Source organism: Stenotrophomonas sp. STEN031 (genome assembly GCF_056759975.1).
Map to the genome: position 1 here is coordinate 1 of NZ_JBRREA010000052.1, position 17,184 is coordinate 17,184.

The following is a 17,184-nucleotide window of genomic DNA, read 5'->3' on the forward strand; positions in this document are numbered from 1 at the left end:
GCGCCGCCCCCCGGCCCCCCAACCCCGCCGCGGCGGTTCGGCCCCCCCCCCGGCCGGCCGGCCAGCGCCGCGCGCCCCCGGCGCATGTGCGGGCGGGCCACCACAGGGCAAATGCCGAAAAAAAAGCCCCGCAATCGCGGGGCTTTTCATCAGTTCAGTTGGCCGTGGCAGTGCTTGTACTTCTTGCCACTTCCGCACGGACAGGGGTCGTTGCGGCCGACCTTGGGCGCGTTGGCCTCGTCGAGCACGTCCGCCGCTTCCTCGTCGGCACTGTAGCCGCCGTTGTCCTGGTGCTGGAACTGCGACATCTGCAGACGTGCTTCGGCCTGCTGGCGCTCCAGCTGCTCCATCGCCAGTACTTCTTCCTCGCTGCGCACGCGCACACGCGACAGCATGGTGATCACTTCGCGCTTGACGTTCTCCAGCATTTCCGAGAACAGCTCGAAGGCTTCCTTCTTGTATTCCTGCTTGGGCTGCTTCTGCGCATAACCGCGCAGGTAGATGCCCTGGCGCAGGTAATCCATGCGGGCCAGGTGCTCCTTCCAGCTCTGGTCGAGCACGGTCAGCATCACGTGCTTTTCCAGTGCGCGCATGGTCTCGGCACCAACCGCTGCTTCCTTCTGCGCGAAGTGCTCGTCCATGCGGTCGATGACCTTCTGCACGATCGCCTCGGCGTCCAGTTCCTCGTGCGCCTTGACCAGGCCAACCACGTCCATGTCCACGCCGAACTCGCCTTCCAGCGTGGCCTGCAGGCCCTGCAGGTCCCACTGTTCGTCCACCGAGTTCGGCGGCACGAAACGGGAGACCAGGTCATAGATCACGTCGCCACGGATGCCGTCGATGTTTTCCTTCACCGACTCGGCGTCCAGCAGCTCATCGCGCTGGCCGTAGATCACCTTGCGCTGGTCGTTGTTGACGTCGTCGAAGTCGAGCAGGTTCTTGCGGATGTCGAAGTTGTGCGCTTCAACCTTGCGCTGTGCCTTCTCGATCTGCCGGCTGACCATGCGGTCTTCGATGACGTCGTCTTCCTTCATGCCCATCATGCGCATCGCCTTCTGCACCCAGTCAGAGGCGAAGATGCGCATCAGGTTGTCTTCCAGCGACAGGTAGAAACGGGACGAACCCGGGTCACCCTGACGGCCGGAACGGCCGCGCAGCTGGTTGTCGATACGACGCGATTCGTGGCGCTCGGTGCCGACGATGTGCAGGCCGCCAGCCGCCTTGACGGCTTCGTGACGTTCCTGCCATGCCGCCTTCACTGCGGCCTTCTGCTCCTCGCTGATGTCCTCACCCAGCTCGTGCAGTTCGGTTTCCAGCGAGCCGCCGAGCACGATGTCGGTACCACGGCCGGCCATGTTGGTGGCGATGGTGACCGAGCCCGGACGGCCAGCATTGGCGACGATGGTCGCTTCGCGATCATGCTGCTTGGCGTTGAGCACTTCGTGCTTCACGCCCGCCTTGCGCAGGTGCTCGGACAGCATTTCCGAGGTTTCGATCGAGGTGGTACCCACCAGCACCGGCTGGCCGCGCTTGGCGCATTCCTCGATGTCCGCCAGCACCGCGTTGAACTTGCCCTTGCGGTTGAGGAACACCTGGTCCGGGTAATCCTTGCGCACGGTCGGCTTGTTGGTCGGGATGACCAACACTTCCAGGCCGTAGATGCTCTGGAACTCGAACGCTTCGGTATCGGCCGTACCGGTCATGCCGGACAGCTTCTTGTACATGCGGAACAGGTTCTGGAAGGTGATGCTGGCCAGCGTCTGGTTCTCACGCTGGACCGGCACGCCTTCCTTCGCTTCCACCGCCTGGTGCAGGCCGTCGGACCAGCGGCGGCCGGCCAGGGTACGGCCGGTGAATTCGTCGACGATGACCACTTCGCCATCGCGCACGATGTAGTCCACGTCACGCTGGTAGATGGCGTGCGCACGCAGGGCGGCGTTGAGGTGGTGGACGACGGTCAGGTTCTGCGCGGCGTACAGGCCGTTGTCGTTGTCCGCGCCGATGATGCCGGCTTCGCGCAGCAGCTCTTCGGCGTGCTCCATGCCCGCTTCGGACAGGAACACCTGCTTGCCCTTCTCATCGACCCAATAGTCGCCCTCGCCGTCCTCGACCTCCTGCTTGATCAGGCCCGGCACCACGCGGTTGACACGGATATACAGCTCGGGGGAATCATCGGCCGGACCGGAGATGATCAGCGGGGTACGCGCTTCATCGATCAGGATGGAGTCGACTTCGTCGACGATGGCGTAATGCAGGCCCCGCTGGTAACGGTCGGCGCGGGTCAGCGCCATGTTGTCACGCAGGTAATCGAAGCCGAATTCGTTGTTGGTGCCGTAGGTGATGTCGCTGCCGTAGGCTTCGCGCTTGTCGCTGTGCGGCATGCCCGGATAGACCACGCCGACACTCAGGCCCAGCCAGTTGTAGAGCTTGCCCATCTGCGCAGCGTCGCGACGGGCCAGGTAGTCGTTGACCGTGACCACGTGGACGCCCTTGCCTTCCAGCGCGTTGAGGTAGACCGGCAGCGTAGCCACCAGGGTCTTGCCTTCACCGGTACGCATTTCGGCGATCTTGCCCAGATGCAGGACCATGCCGCCGATCAGCTGGACGTCGTAATGACGCATGCCCAGCACACGCCTGGAGGCTTCGCGGCAGACCGCAAAGGCTTCCGGCAGCACCTTGTCCAGGGCTTCGCCGGCGGCGATGCGCTCACGGAACTCGGGGGTCTTGGCCTTCAGCTGGTCATCGGAGAGCTTCTGCATCTCCGGTTCCAAGGCATTGATCTTGGCGACGATACGGTTGAGCTGGCGAAGCTGGCGCTCGTTACGGCTGCCAAAAACGCGGGTAAGCAGGCTGTTGATCATTGAAGGAACCGGTTTGAATGAAATGCCGTGCGACCTGGCTCACCCCCTGGGTTCACCGGTCACAAACGAAACAGGGCGCAATGCGCCCTGTCGATGGCAACGCCTATTGTAGCTTGGGGCGGACGCTTGGGTTTCAAGCTCCCCGCAACAAGTCAGCCTGAGCTGACCTGTTGCTCCCGATCAGCCACGGCTGAGACGGCCAACCGGGGTGTTACCACCCTCGCCGAGGAATTTGCGCGGGTTCATCACCACGCCGTTCTGCCACACCTCGAAATGCACGTGGGCACCGGTGGAGCGGCCGGTGGAACCAGCCTTGGCCACTTCCTGGCCGGCGCGTACCAGCCCGCCCTCACGCACGGTCAGGCGCGAATTATGTGCGTACAGGGTCTTGTAGCCGTTGCCATGGTCGATCTCGACCACGTTGCCGTAACCGCCCTTCACCCCGGAGAAGCTGACCACGCCGTCAGCCACGGCCAGCACCGGGTCGCCGACACGGGCGTGGAAGTCCATGCCCTTGTGGTTGCCCACGCCGCGGCCGAACGGGTCAGCACGGCCGCCGAAGCTGGAAGTGATGTAGGTGTTGCGGATCGGCATGCGCGAGGGCACGGCGTTCTGTTCGAGCTGGTGGTCGAACAGCAGCGATTCCATCACCGACAACTGCTTGCCTGAAGCAGCAAACCGCTGCTCCAGCACCTGTAAGTCGCTGTTTACCGCGCTGACCGGGATATCCTGGGTCGGGCCGGGCTCGCCTTCACCCATACCCGGGGTTTCCTGGAAGTCGAACTCGCCGTCTTCCAGTTTGCCCATCTGGGTCAGGCGCTCACCCAGCGCGTTGAGCCGGGTGGCCTGCGCCTGCAGCTCGCCGAGACGGGCAGCCAGCGCATTGACCTGGGTCTGCGCGTCGGCGCGGACCTTGGCCAGTTCCTGCTGCTGGTGGTCGACCTTGGACTGCAGCGCCGCGTCGCCGGCCATGCCGATGGCGAAGCTCAACGCCACACCCATCAGGCAACCCAGGCCAAGTACGCTACCCAACAGGGCTTGAGGACGATCCTCGAAGAACATCTGAACACGTGATAACGGCGTCTTGGCCTTCTGTTCACGCGTTTTGATTACGATCTTTTTAAATGTCATTGAAGAATTCTTATGTCAGAGCCGAAATCCAGTGTTCGTTCCCGTTCCGCGCCCAAACAGGCGCTGGAAGCGGCAATGGCGGACAAAGCAGGAAATCCGCTGCGCCGGGCCCTGTGGCTCGATGCGATGGACCGGCAATTGCGCCCCCATTTGCCGCCGGCGCTGGCTAACCGTTGCCGGTTGGCCAATGTGGACGGCGAACACCTCGTTTTTCTCGTCGAATCACCGGTGTGGCACGCCAAAGTGAGGCTTGCCGAAGACCAGTTGCTCGACGCGGCCCGATCCATCGGGCTGAAGGCCACCCGGGTGACCGTCAAGACTGCGACCGCGTCCGCGCACTCCCCAGTGCGTAACGACCAACGCAGTACCGCAGTAAGCCAAGCCACGCATAAAGGACTGCGCGACGCCTTGGCAGCCCTGCAGGATGTGAAATCCACAAAATCCTGAAGGCCACCGGGAACCTGATCGGCCCCGGTCTCCACCTGGCCGTCTTGCGGGCCGGATTGGAGGCAGCAGGAATCCTAGCCGCGGAATGCAGCGAAGGAGTTAGTCTTTTGTTAATTAATAGTTAAATTCAGACTGGAACCCGGATCGGGTTCACACAATGACGACAATTAGGACTAGTCGTAGTTTGTGAAGGCCGTGTCTCTTACGACCTGACCAATATTTAACTTAGGCGTAGGCCGGGACGCCGTACAGCACCGGCTCCGCTGCCACCGGCGAGTCGTAACTGGCCCATTCCCAGGCACTCTGGTCAGCCAGCAAGGCACGCACCAGCTTATTGTTGAGCGCGTGGCCGGACTTGAAACCCTCATAGGCACCGAGCACCTGGCCGCCGGCCAGGTACAGGTCACCGATGGCGTCCAGGATCTTGTGGCGGACGAATTCGTCGGTGTAGCGCAGGCCGTCATCATTCAATACGCGGAACTCGTCGAGCACGATGGCATTGTCCATCGAGCCGCCCAGGCCCAGGTTGCGCTCACGCATGTATTCGAGGTCACGCATGAAACCGAAGGTACGGGCGCGCGAGATTTCCTTGATATAGGCCGCAGAGGAGAACTCGATCTCCACCCGCGATTGCTTGGCCGGGATCATCGGGTGGTCGAACTGGATGGTGAAACCCAGCTTGTAACCCTCGTACGGCTCGAACCGGGCGATCTTGTCGCCGTCGCGCACTTCCACCGTCTTGAGGATGCGCAGGAAACGCTTGGCCGCGCCCTGCTCGACGATGCCCGCCGACTGCAGCAGGAACACGAACGGACCCGACGAACCGTCCATGATCGGCAGTTCGGCCGAGGACAGTTCGACGATGACGTTGTCCACGCCGAGACCGGCCAGGGCCGACATCAGGTGTTCGACGGTCTGGATCTTGGCGCCTTCACAGGTCAAACCGGTGCACAGGGTGACTTCGGTGACCAGATCGGCACGGGCCGGGACTTCCACCACCGGATCCAGGTCCACCCGTCGGAACACGATGCCATGGTCGACCGGTGCCGGGCGCAGGGTCATATAGACCTTGTCACCGCTGTGCAGGCCGACGCCGGTGGCGCGGATCGTGTTCTTGAGAGTGCGTTGCTGGATCATGTGTGTAAGGCCGGAGGGGCCGCGCAGGCGCAGCCAGGGGGACAAACAAGAATAACACGCGTTAACACGCGCCCTTCGCGGTGCAAAAACCGCCCGTCAGCTGCCGTCCAGTACCGAAAATATCGCCGGGCCGGCCTTGGCCCGGCGATAAAGGACATGGTCTTTCCATCGGGGTGGACAGCCCCGACGTATCAGCTCTGCATCCAGAGGCCGACCAGTCCGACCCGCGGCGCCGTTGCCGGCGCAAGCGCTGATCGGGCCTGGATGGCCCCTGCTACCGCATCAGTCGGCCTGGCGGCGCAGGAACGCCGGGATGTCCAGGTAGTCATTCGGCAGCTCTGCAGCCGCCGGCGACGCCGACGCGGTGGAAGCAGACACGGTGTCCGAGCTCGGACGACGCAGGCCCATGCCCATGGTGTGACCCACGGCCTTGGCCACGGCATCGGCCGGGCTCTCGTACTCGTCGAACTCGGCCTGGCCGGTGGTGGCGTTGCGCACCAGCTTGATCGGGCCGCGCTCGCCCGGACGCTGTGCGTTCTTGGCAACGGCACGGTTCAGGCCGGTAGCCACCACGGTCACCTTGATCTCGTCACCCAGATCCGGATCGATCACGGTGCCGATCACCACGGTAGCGTCTTCCGAAGCGAAGGCATGCACGGTGCGGCCGATTTCGTCGAACTCGCTCATGGTGATATCGGTGCCAGCGCTGATGTTGACCAGCACGCCATTGGCGCCGGCCAGGTTCACGTCGTCCAGCAGCGGGTTCTGGATCGCGGCTTCGGCAGCGGCCTGGGCGCGGTCATCACCACGCGCGGTGCCGGTGCCCATCATCGCCAGGCCCATTTCCGACATCACGGTGCGCACGTCGGCGAAGTCGACGTTGATCAGGCCCGGACGCACGATCAGATCGGCGATGCCCTGCACGGCGCCCTGCAGCACGTCATTGGCAGCACGGAAGGCCTGCACCATGGTGGCATTGCGGCCGAGTACGGTGATCAGCTTTTCGTTCGGGATGGTGATCAGCGAATCGACGTGCTGGCTCAGCTCCTCGATGCCCTTCAGCGCCACCTGCATGCGGCGACGGCCTTCGAACGGGAACGGCTTGGTGACCACGGCCACGGTCAGGATGCCCATTTCCTTGGCCAGCTGTGCCACCACCGGTGCAGCACCGGTACCGGTGCCGCCGCCCATGCCGGCGGTGATGAACACCATGTCCGCGCCCTGCAGGGCGTCCATGATGCGCTCACGGTCTTCCAGTGCGGCCTGGCGGCCGACTTCCGGGTTGGCGCCTGCGCCCAGACCCTTGGTTACGTTGGTACCCAGCTGCAGCTGCAGCTTGGCGCCACAATTCTTGATGGCCTGCGAGTCGGTGTTGGCGGTGATGAATTCCACGCCATCCACGCTGCTGTTGACCATGTGCGCCACGGCGTTACCACCGCCGCCGCCCACGCCAACGACCTTGATCACCGCGTTCGGTGCCATCTTTTCAATCAGTTCGAAATGCGCCATGTCCATGTCCTCTCTATTGCCGTGATTGGTTCGGGCATCCGGGAAGAATCCTTCTCCTTCTGCGCCCGCCCGCACCGGCGAGTTGTTTTAGGTGTACCGCTTCGGGTTGCCCCTGCACGGTGGTTGTTGCTTGCTTCAATGACTGCGTTACTGCACTTCGTCTTGCCTTACTGCTTGTCGTTCTGACTGCCTCACTGCCCTGCCACCGGTGCCGCGCTCAGAACTCGCCGCGGAACCAATTCTTCAATTTGTTGAACATGCTGCCGGCGCGCCCGGTGGGCAGCGACGGGCGGCGCGGGTGTTCGATCTGGCTGCCCATCAGCAGCAGGCCCACGCCGGTGGCATGCACCGGATTGCCGACCACTTCGCCCAGGCCGGTGACGTGCTGCGGAATGCCCACACGTACCGGCATCTGCAGCATTTCCTCGGCCAGCTCGACCACACCTTCCATCTTCGAGGCGCCGCCGCTGAGCACCAGGCCGGCACGCACCATTTCCTCGAAGCCCGAGCGGCGCAGTTCGGCCTGCACCATCTCGAAGATTTCCTCGTAACGCCCCTGCACCGCCTGCGCCAGCGAATGACGCGGCATGCGACGCGGCGGACGGTCGCCGACCGACGGCACCTGAATGCTTTCCTCGGCGGTCGCCATCTGCGCCAACGCGCAGGCGTAACGCACCTTGATCTGCTCCGCTTCCGGGGTCGGCGTGCGCAGCATGTGGGCAATGTCGTTGGTGACGTGGTCACCGGCAATCGGCAGCGAGGCGGTGTGGCAGATCGCGCCCTGCACGAACACCGCGATATCGGTGGTGCCGGCGCCGATGTCGACCATCACCACGCCGAGCTCGCGCTCGTCGGCAGTCAGCACTGCCACGCTGGAAGCCAGCGAGGACAGCACCAGGTCGTCCACCTGCAAACCGCAGCGCTGCACGCACTTGCTGACGTTGGCGGCGGCCGACTGCGCACACACGACCAGGTGGGCGTGCACTTCCAGGCGCACGCCGGTCATGCCAACCGGATTGCGGATGCCTTCCTGCGAATCGTCCAGCACGTACTCGCGTGGGATCGCATGCAGGATCTTCTGGTCGGCGGGAATGGCGACGGCTTTGGCCGCCTCCAGCACGCGGTCCAGGTCGCCCCAGCTCACCTCGCCTTCGCGGATCGGGGTGATGCCCTGCGAATTGCGGCACTGCACGTGGTTGCCGGAGATCGAGGCATACACCGAACGGATCTCGCAGCCGGCCATCAGCTCGGCTTCCTCGATGGCGCGCTGGATCGACTGCACGGTGGATTCGATGTCCACCACCACGCCGCGCTTGAGGCCGCGCGATTCGTGAGAGCCGATGCCGATGACCTCGATCGGGCTGCCCGGCGAATACTCGCCGACCAACGCCACCACCTTGGAGGTGCCGATATCCAGGCCAACGATCAGTGATTTGTCTCCCTTGCGGTTCATGTCCTGTCCTGCGTCTGCTTTGTTGCCGGCGGCGGGGTTCCCCAGCTCAGCGTGAATCCATTGGTATAGCGAAGGTCGGCGCGTACGATCGGCACCTGGGTACGGGTCAGCTGCGGCAACACGCGCACGAAGCGACCCAGGCGCGAGCGTGCATCGTTGCGGCCGATGACCACTTCGGTGCCGTTGTCCAGTGCCAGCGACCAGCTGCCGCGCGCGTCCATCGCGACTTTGCGTACGTCTACACCGGCCGGTGCGAACAGTGCGCGCGAATCGTTGTACAGCTCCACCACTTCGGTGGTCATGCCATCGGGGCCATCGAGTTCGGGCAGCGGCGCGTTCTCCAGACCGTGCGGCACCGCGAACAAGCGCCCCTGCTCGGACAGCAGGCGGTCCTTACCCCAGCGTGCAAACGGACGGTGCTCGACGATGCTCACCTCCAGCACATCCGGCCACTGCTTGCGGACCTGCGCGCTTTCCACCCACGGCAGCTTTTCCACTGCCGCCTGCGCGTCCTGCAACTTCACTGCGAAGAAGCCGGAGCGTGCATAGGGCAGCAAGGTCTTTTGCAGTTCTTCCGCCGGCACCCGCTTGAACTCGCCGTGCACGCGCAGCTTGGCCAGCGGCCAGCGTTCGGCACCGACCCAACCGTTGACCACGGCCACGACCGGCAACACCACCAAGGCGATGGCCAGCAGCCAGGCAAGCATGCGCAGGAGGGCATTCATCGCGCGCCCTCCCCTGCAGCGCGGCCGCAGGCAGCCGTCGCAGCCCGCATCGCGGTTGCGTGGGTACGGCGCAGCAGCAGCGCGGCAAACATCATTCGCCCTTGCTCTCCTTGAAGCCCTCGGTGATCACCTGCTGGGCAACGGCACCGATGTCGCCGGCGCCCATCATCAGCAGCAGATCGCCGTCCTGCAGTACGTCCGGCAGCACCGAGCCCAGGTCGGCGGCATGCCCCACCACCACCGGCTCACTGCGGCCGCGCGCGCGGATGGCACGTGCCAACGACTTGGAATCGGCACCGGGAATCGGCGCTTCGCCGGCCGGATAGACTTCGCTCAGCACCAGTGCGTCCACTTCCGACAACACGGCAGCGAACGCATCGAACTGATCGCGGGTACGGCTGTAACGGTGCGGCTGGAAAGCCACCACCAGGCGCTTGTCCGGCCAGCCGCCACGGGCAGCGGCGAACACCGCTTCCAGCTCACGTGGGTGGTGACCGTAGTCGTCGATCACGCGCACCTTGGCGCCCTTGTGGGTGGTGACTTCGCCAAGATCGTTGAAGCGACGACCAACGCCTTCGAACTTCTCCAGCGCGGTGGCGATGTCTTCCGGCGACACGCCCAACTGCCAGGCAACCGCAGCAGCGGCCAGCGCATTGAGCACGTTGTGCTTGCCCGGCAGTGCCAGCGTGACCGGCACGCTGGTGCCTTCCGGCAGGCGCAGGGTGAAGCGCATGCGCGGACCATCCTGCACCACGTCTTCGGCGCGTACGTCGGCATTGCTGCTCAGGCCGTAGCTCATCACGTGACGTGGGGTCTTGGCGGCCAGCGCAGCCACTTCCGGATCATCGATGCACAGCACCGCCAGACCGTAGAACGGCAGGCGCTGCAGGAACTCGGCGAACGCTGCCTGCACACGGGCGAAGTCGTTGCCGTAGTTCTCAAGATGGTCGGCGTCGATGTTGGTGATCACCGCCACCAGCGGGTTCAGGCGCAGGAAGCTGCCGTCGCTTTCATCGGCCTCGGCCACCAGCCACTGGCCACCGCCAAGCTTGGCATTGGCACCGGCCGCCAGCAGCTGGCCGCCGATCACGAAGGTCGGGTCCAGCTTGCCTTCGCTCAGGATGGCAGCGGTCAACGAGGTGGTGGTGGTCTTGCCGTGGGTACCGGCGACGGCGATGCCGCGACGGAAGCGCATCAGCTCGGCCAGCATCGCCGCGCGCGGCATGATCGGAATGCGCTGGCTGCGCGCCTCCATCAGCTCGGGGTTGTCTTCGCGGATGGCACTGGAAACCACGATGCAATCGGTGCCCAGCACGTTGGCCGCGGAATGGCCGCGCATGACGCGCGCGCCCAGCCGCGCCAGTCGACGGGTGGCTGCGTTGTCGGCGTTGTCGGAACCGGAGACTTCATAACCCAGGGTCAGCATCACTTCGGCGATGCCACTCATGCCGGTGCCGCCGATGCCGACGAAATGCACGCGCGGGAACGCGCGAACCAGGTCGGTGGTGTCGTTGAGGCGGCGGATCATGCCTGGCCTCCGGTGTGGCTGGCGCGGGTGCGCGGTGCCGTGTTCATGCTGCTTCCTCAAGAATGATGTCTGCGATGCGTTCGGCCGCATCGACCTTGGCCAACCCACGCGCGGCTTGCGCCATCTGCATGCGGTGGCCGGGATTGTTTGCCAGCGTGCGCAGCACGCCTTCCAGGTTGGTTGCCAATGCGTCGTCCTGCTTGAGCAGTTCGGCGGCACCGCGCTCGACCAGATATTCGGCATTGCGGGTCTGGTGGTCGTCGACCGCAGCGGCGAACGGCACCAGCACGCTGCCGATACCGACCGCGCACAATTCGGCCAGGGTCGAAGCGCCGGAACGGCACACCACCAGATCGGCCCAGCTGTAGGCGGCGGCCATGTCCTTGATGAACATGTCGACGCGACCTTCAACGCCTGCAGCGCGGTAGGCCTGCAGCGCTTCTTCGTGCAGCTTCTCGCCGCACTGGTGCCAGACCTCGATGACAACGTTGCCTGCGAGCGCAGCCAGCGCCTTGGGCATGGCGTTGTTCAAAGCGCGGGCGCCCTGGCTACCGCCCAGCACCAGCACCCGCATCGGCCCACTGCGACCGGCCAGACGCTGCTCCGGCGCCGGCAATGCGGCGATCTCGGCACGTACCGGGTTGCCAACCACTTCTTCCTTGCCACCGGCGAAGCTGCCCGGGAAACCGGACAGGACACGGCGCGCAAAGCGCGACAGGATGCGGTTGGTCATGCCCGGCGCGCGGTTCTGTTCGTGCACCAGCAGCGGCAGGCCAAGCAGGCGCGCGGCCATGCCACCGGGGCCAGAGGCGAAGCCACCAAAGGCGACCACTGCGCGCGGCTTGCGATCACGCAGCACATAGCCGGCACTACGGATCGCGCGCATCACCCGGATCGGCGCGCCCAGCAAGGCCAGTTTGCCCTTGCCGCGCAGGCCGGAGATGGCCAGCGTATCGACGTGGATGTCGTGCTGCGGCACCAGACGGGTTTCCATCGCGCCGTCTGCACCCAGCCAGGTAACCGGGATGCCGCGCTCGCGCAGCACCTTGGCCACGGCCAGGCCCGGGAAGATATGGCCACCGGTACCACCGGCCATGATCATCACCGGACGCAGGTCCTTGTTGCTGTTCGCCAAGGCCATTACGCGATCCTCCCGAAGGTCGGCTCGACGCGCTGCTGCATGCGGCTGGTGCCACGTGCGGCACTGCTCTGCGCTGCTGCGGCAACCGCGGTGGCGGTGTCCATGCGCGGCTCGGCCGGTGCGGCATCACGCACTTCGACCACATCCAGTTCGGCGCCCTCGAGGTCCTCGCGCACTTCCTGGCGGCGCACCGCACGGTTGTATTCGTAGGACACGCGCAGCAGCAGGCCCATTGCCACGCAGGTCATCATCACACTGGAGCCACCGGAAGAAATCAGCGGCAGGGTCAGGCCCTTGGTCGGCAGCATGCCCAGGTTCACGCCAATCGAGACGAAGGTCTGCAGGCTGATCCACAGGGCGATGCCGAAGGCGATGTAGCCGGCAAAATGGCGGCGCATCTCGATGCAGCGCAGGCCCAGCCAGAACGCACGGCCGACCAGCAGCACGTACAGGCTGATGATGCCGCACACGCCAAGGAAACCCAGCTCCTCGGCGATCACAGAGAAGATGAAGTCGGTATGCGATTCGGGCAGGTAGTTGAGCTTCTGGATCGATGCGCCCAGACCCACGCCGGTCCACTCACCGCGGCCGATCGCCATCAGCGCATTGGACAGCTGGTAGCCCGAACCCAGCTGGTCCTGCCACGGATCCATGAACGAGGTGACACGGCGCATGCGGTAGGGCTCGAAGATCACCAGCGCGACCAGGCCCGGCAGCAGCAACAGCACCGGCAGGATGATGCGCTTGATCTGCGCACCACCCAACACCAGCATGCAGGTGGTGATGCCCAGCAGCAGCATCGACGAACCAAAATCAGGCTGCAGCAGCAGCAGCACGACCAGCACGCCGACCACGCCGACCGGCTTGAGCATGGCCTGCCAGGTGGCATTGACCTCGTCGCGGAAACGCACTAGGTAACTGGACAACCAGACGATGTACAGCACCTTGACCGCTTCCACGGTCTGGAACTTGGAGAAGCCCAAGTTGATCCAGCGCTGTGCGCCGTTGACGCTGCTGCCCAGGCCCGGCACGAACACCACGATCAGCAGGGCGAAACAGCCCAGCAACAGCAGCTGGTTGTACTTCTCGATTTCCTTCAGCTCCACCCGCATCGTCACCGCGGCGAGGATCACGCCGATGGCGATGAAGACCAGGTGGCGGGTGAGGTAGTAGAACGGACTCTGCGTCAGCGCGATGGAGCTGGAAGCCACCATCACGATCCCGATCGAAGCCAGCGCCACGGCGGCGCCGAGCAGCCACTTGTCGTAGCTGCCACCAATGGCTTCAAGCCGGGTTGCCTGACGCGAGTAGTCGTCCATCAGCGCACCTTGAGGGTTGCCAGGCCGATCAGCACCAGCACCACCGAGATGATCCAGAAGCGCACGATCACGCGCGGCTCCGGCCAGCCCTTCAGCTCGAAGTGGTGATGGATCGGCGCCATCCGGAACACGCGCTTGCCGGTGAGCTTGAACGAAGCCACCTGGATCATCACCGACAGGGTTTCGATCACGAACACACCGCCCATGATCACCAGAACCAGTTCCTGGCGCACGATCACCGCGATGGTGCCGAGCACCGCGCCCAGCGCCAGCGCGCCGACGTCGCCCATGAACACCATGGCCGGATAGGTGTTGAACCAGAGGAAGCCCAGGCCTGCACCGGCAATCGCCGCGCAGATGATGACCAGTTCACCTGCACCGGGAATCTGCGGGATCTGCAGGTAGCTGGAGAACACCGCGTTGCCCGAGGCATAGGCGAACACGCCCAGCGCACAGGCCACCAGCACCGTCGGCATGATCGCCAGACCGTCCAGACCATCGGTCAGGTTGACCGCATTGGAGAAGCCGACGATCCAGAAGTAGGCAATCGCGACGAAGCTGATGCCCGCCAGCGGCAAGGCGATCGACTTGAACATCGGGATGTAGAAGGTCAATTCGGCCGGCACCACCGCGGTCTTGTACAGGAACAGACCAGCTGCCAGGCCGAAGATAGACTGCAGCAGGTACTTCCAGCGCGACTTCAGGCCATTCGGGTCGCGCTTGGCGATCTTCAACCAGTCGTCGTACCAGCCGATCGCACCGAAGCACAGCATCACCACCAGCACCAGCCACACATAGCGGTTGCGCAGGTCACCCCACAGCAGCACCGACACCAGTACCGTGGTCAGGATCAAGCCGCCGCCCATGGTCGGCGTGCCGGCCTTGGAGAAATGCGACTGTGGGCCATCCTTGCGGATCGGCTGGCCACCCTTGAGCTGGGCCAGGCGGCGGATCGCCATCGGGCCCAACCACAACGACAGCGACAAGGCGGTCAGCGCGGCGAGGATGCCGCGGAAGGTGATGTAGTTGAACAACCGGAACAGGCCGTCCAACTGCTGTAGCCATCGGGCCAATTCAAGCAACATGTGTAGTGTCCTCGCCGCGCTTCAACAGCGCGGTCACGATCTTGTCCATGGCGCTGCCGCGCGAGCCTTTGACCAGGCAACGCACACCAACATGAAGTTCGGTTTCCAGTGCAGCGGCCAGCGCGGCATGGGAGTCGAAATGGCGCCCGCCTTCGCCGAACGCCGCCGATGCCGCTGCGCTCAGCGGACCCAGCGAATACAGTCGCTTCAGCCCCGCCTCACGGGCGCGCTGACCAGCCTGCGCGTGCAGCGACTGTGCGTCCGGGCCGAGCTCACGCATATCACCCAGCACCAGCCAGCCTTCACCCTTGCCAGCGGCCAGCGCGGTGATCGCCGCAGCCAGTGAACCCGGGTTGGCGTTATAGCTGTCGTCGATCAGCACCGCGCCATTGTCCAGCACGTGGGCGACCTGGCGGCCGGCGACCGGGCGCGCCTGCGCCAGGCCTTCGACCACCAGCGGCAACGCAATACCGGCGGCCAGTGCCATCGAGGCGGCGGCCAGTGCGTTCAGTACGTTGTGCCGACCCGGCAACTGCAGCGCGACCTCGGCATCACCTTGCGGCGTGCGCAGCTGGAAGCGCGAACCCGCCTCGTCCAGCACGATGCCGGTCGCGGTGACGTCGGCGCTGACGTCCAGACCGAAGCGGATCACCTGATGGTCACCAGCACGCGAGGCGAAGTAGGGAGAGAACGCGTCGTCGGCGTTGACCACCGCAACACCGCCATCGCGCAGATCGTCGTAGACGGCTGCCTTGGTATTGGCGATTTCCAGCAGGCTGCCCATGCGCTCCAGGTGCGCCGGGGCGACATTGTTGACGATGGACACGTCCGGTGCGGCGATGGCGGTCAGGTAGGCGATATCGCCCGGCTTGCCGGTACCCATCTCATAGATGGCGAAGTCGGCATCTTCCGGCGCATCGATCACCGCCAGCGGCAGGCCGATCTCGTTGTTGCGATTGCCCGGCGTGGCGTAGACATGCTGGCCCAGCACCGCAGCAGCGTGCTGCATCACAGCCAACAACAGGTTCTTGACGCTGGTCTTGCCGTTGCTGCCGGTGATGGCGAACACGCGGGTAGCGCGCTGCGCCTGCATCGCCGCGGCAATCTTCGCCAGCGCCAGCTCGGTGTTGGCAACCACGATCTGCGGCACTTCCAGCGGCAACAGGCGATCCACCAACAAGGCGCTTGCGCCCTGCTCGACCGCGTTGGCGGCAAAGTCGTGGCCGTCGAAGCGCTCACCGCGCAGGGCGACATACAGGCTGCCCACTGCCAGCGTACGCGTGTCGTTGCTGACCGCATCGATGCTGGCGTCGTCGCCATGGATTTCGCCACCGGCCCAATGGGCAATCAGCGACAACGGCGTGCGCTTCATGGACGCACCTCCGCAGCAGCGGAACGGCGCGCCTGCAGCGCACGCGATGCCACATCGGTGTCATCGAAAGGATGTTTGATACCTGCAATCTCCTGGTAGGGCTCATGGCCCTTGCCGGCGATCAACACGATGTCGCCAGCCCCTGCCTGTGCGACCGCAGCGTCGATGGCGCGGGCGCGATCGCGCACCACGTTCACCTGCGCAGGCGTCACGAACCCGGCCATGATGTCGGCGACGATCACGTCGCCATTCTCGCCGCGCGGATTGTCGTCAGTGACGAACACCACGTCGGCCAATTCCTCGGCAATTGCCGCCATCTGCGGGCGCTTGCCGGTGTCACGCTCGCCACCGCAGCCGAACACGCACAGCAGACGGCCATCCAGATGGCCATGCAGGCTGCGCAGCGCCTGTTCCAGCGCGTCGGGCGTGTGCGCGTAATCGATGACCACGGTCGGTTCGCCCTGACCGCCAAGGCGGTTCATGCGACCCCGGATCGGCTGCAGCTGGCCCAGCACCTTGGCGATGCTGGCGCTGGTTTCGCCCAGGCCATGCAGCGCACCGGCCACGGCCAACAGGTTGTCGACGTTGAAGCGGCCCAGCAGCGGCGAGCGCAGCGCGTGGCGTTCATCACCGATGACCAGATCGAAACCCAGGCCCTGCCCGTCCAGCACCAGCTTCTCGGCGCGGATGGTGGCGCCAGCCTGGCCGGTCGAGCTCAGGCCAATCGCCTGCACGTCGGCTGCCAGCGTGGTGATCAGCTCGCGGCCAAACGCATCGTCCAGATTGATCGCCGCTGCCTTCAGACCCGGACGATGGAACAACTTGGCCTTGGCCGCGCCATAGGCCTGCATGTCGCCGTGGTAATCAAGATGGTCACGGGTGAGGTTGGTGAACACCGCCACGTCGTAGTGCACGGCATCAACGCGGCCCTGGTCCAATGCGTGCGAGCTGACTTCCATAGCCACCGCCTTGGCGCCGCCATCGCGCAGCTGGGCCAGCACTTCATGCATCTGCAGCACCAGCGGCGTGGTGAAGCCGGTCGGCACCACATCGCCGTACAGGCCAACACCCAGCGTGCCGATCGAGCCACTGGGCTTGCCCAGCAGATGCCAGGCCTGACCAAGCAACTGCACGGTCGAGGTCTTGCCGTTGGTGCCGGTGACGCCAACCATGGTCATCGCCCGCGACGGCTGGCCGTGGAACTGGTCGGCCATCGCGCCCATGCGCGAACGCAAACCGGGCACGGCGATGGCATCGACCGGTGCCGGCAGCTCCGCCGGAGCCGGCGGATCAAACAGGATTGCGGCCGCGCCGGCAGCCTTGGCCTGCTCGACAAAGCCCAGGCCATGCGCGCCAAAGCCGGCGATTGCGACGAACGCATCACCGGCGCGCACATGCCGTGAATCCAGAACCAGGCCGCCGATCTGCGGGTCCTGCGGCAGGACCAGATCCGGCAGCAGCTGTGACAATTTCATT

The 17,184-nt window shown here is 64.8% G+C and carries 13 protein-coding genes; 1 reads left to right on the forward strand and 12 read right to left on the reverse strand.

All coding sequences use genetic code 11. The annotated features are described in order from the left end of the window. Positions 1-149: 149 nt before the first annotated feature. Together secA and ACVOLQ_RS17925 are read right to left on the reverse strand one after the other, a co-directional pair. The gene (gene secA / locus ACVOLQ_RS17920) at positions 150-2,861 is read right to left on the reverse strand and encodes a preprotein translocase subunit SecA (protein WP_481528832.1); all 2,712 of its coding nucleotides are present in this window, start codon (positions 2,859-2,861) and stop codon (positions 150-152) included. Positions 2,862-3,041: 180 nt separating this feature from the next. Further along, a complete protein-coding gene (locus ACVOLQ_RS17925; RefSeq protein ID WP_313493136.1) occupies positions 3,042-3,992 on the reverse strand; it encodes a peptidoglycan DD-metalloendopeptidase family protein in 951 nt (316 codons plus the stop codon). A gap of 12 nt (positions 3,993-4,004) precedes the next feature. Between ACVOLQ_RS17925 and ACVOLQ_RS17930 the strand changes: the two genes are divergently transcribed. Continuing rightward, complete coding sequence (locus ACVOLQ_RS17930; protein ID WP_313172309.1) at positions 4,005-4,439, forward strand: DciA family protein; 435 nt, start codon at positions 4,005-4,007, stop codon at positions 4,437-4,439. 225 nt (positions 4,440-4,664) lie between these two features. On the opposite strand, the gene lpxC is transcribed toward ACVOLQ_RS17930, so the two are convergent. The 10 genes from lpxC to ACVOLQ_RS17980 form a co-directional block, all read right to left on the reverse strand. Next, positions 4,665-5,576 (reverse strand): UDP-3-O-acyl-N-acetylglucosamine deacetylase, encoded by a 912-nt coding sequence (gene lpxC, locus ACVOLQ_RS17935; RefSeq protein ID WP_313172311.1) that lies wholly within the window; start codon positions 5,574-5,576, stop codon positions 4,665-4,667. 282 nt (positions 5,577-5,858) lie between these two features. Beyond that, positions 5,859-7,085, reverse strand: coding sequence for a cell division protein FtsZ (gene ftsZ / locus ACVOLQ_RS17940; protein ID WP_313172313.1), 1,227 nt, complete (start codon positions 7,083-7,085; stop codon positions 5,859-5,861). Positions 7,086-7,302: 217 nt separating this feature from the next. Continuing rightward, positions 7,303-8,538 (reverse strand): cell division protein FtsA, encoded by a 1,236-nt coding sequence (gene ftsA / locus ACVOLQ_RS17945; protein ID WP_282266374.1) that lies wholly within the window; start codon positions 8,536-8,538, stop codon positions 7,303-7,305. Next, complete coding sequence (locus ACVOLQ_RS17950) at positions 8,535-9,263, reverse strand: cell division protein FtsQ/DivIB (RefSeq protein WP_481528833.1); 729 nt, start codon at positions 9,261-9,263, stop codon at positions 8,535-8,537. The genes ftsA and ACVOLQ_RS17950 overlap by 4 nt, the downstream gene beginning before the upstream one ends. A gap of 91 nt (positions 9,264-9,354) precedes the next feature. Continuing rightward, positions 9,355-10,791: a UDP-N-acetylmuramate--L-alanine ligase gene (gene murC, locus ACVOLQ_RS17955; RefSeq protein WP_313172317.1), complete on the reverse strand. Its 1,437-nt coding sequence runs from the start codon at positions 10,789-10,791 to the stop codon at positions 9,355-9,357. Positions 10,792-10,834: 43 nt separating this feature from the next. Further along, on the reverse strand, positions 10,835-11,932 hold the full coding sequence (gene murG, locus ACVOLQ_RS17960; protein WP_481528834.1) for an undecaprenyldiphospho-muramoylpentapeptide beta-N-acetylglucosaminyltransferase: 1,098 nt from the start codon (positions 11,930-11,932) through the stop codon (positions 10,835-10,837). Further along, positions 11,932-13,251 carry a putative lipid II flippase FtsW gene (gene ftsW / locus ACVOLQ_RS17965; RefSeq protein WP_313172321.1) on the reverse strand — a complete coding sequence of 440 codons (1,320 nt, stop codon included), beginning with the start codon at positions 13,249-13,251 and terminating at the stop codon, positions 11,932-11,934. Before ftsW ends, murG begins: the two co-directional genes overlap by 1 nt. Beyond that, on the reverse strand, positions 13,251-14,336 hold the full coding sequence (gene mraY, locus ACVOLQ_RS17970; RefSeq protein WP_282266363.1) for a phospho-N-acetylmuramoyl-pentapeptide-transferase: 1,086 nt from the start codon (positions 14,334-14,336) through the stop codon (positions 13,251-13,253). Before mraY ends, ftsW begins: the two co-directional genes overlap by 1 nt. Next, positions 14,326-15,708, reverse strand: a complete 1,383-nt coding sequence (locus ACVOLQ_RS17975) for a UDP-N-acetylmuramoyl-tripeptide--D-alanyl-D-alanine ligase (protein WP_481528835.1) — start codon at positions 15,706-15,708, stop codon at positions 14,326-14,328. Before ACVOLQ_RS17975 ends, mraY begins: the two co-directional genes overlap by 11 nt. Then, a complete protein-coding gene (locus ACVOLQ_RS17980; RefSeq protein WP_481528836.1) occupies positions 15,705-17,183 on the reverse strand; it encodes a UDP-N-acetylmuramoyl-L-alanyl-D-glutamate--2,6-diaminopimelate ligase in 1,479 nt (492 codons plus the stop codon). The genes ACVOLQ_RS17975 and ACVOLQ_RS17980 overlap by 4 nt, the downstream gene beginning before the upstream one ends. Between the last annotated feature and the right edge of the window lies 1 nt (position 17,184).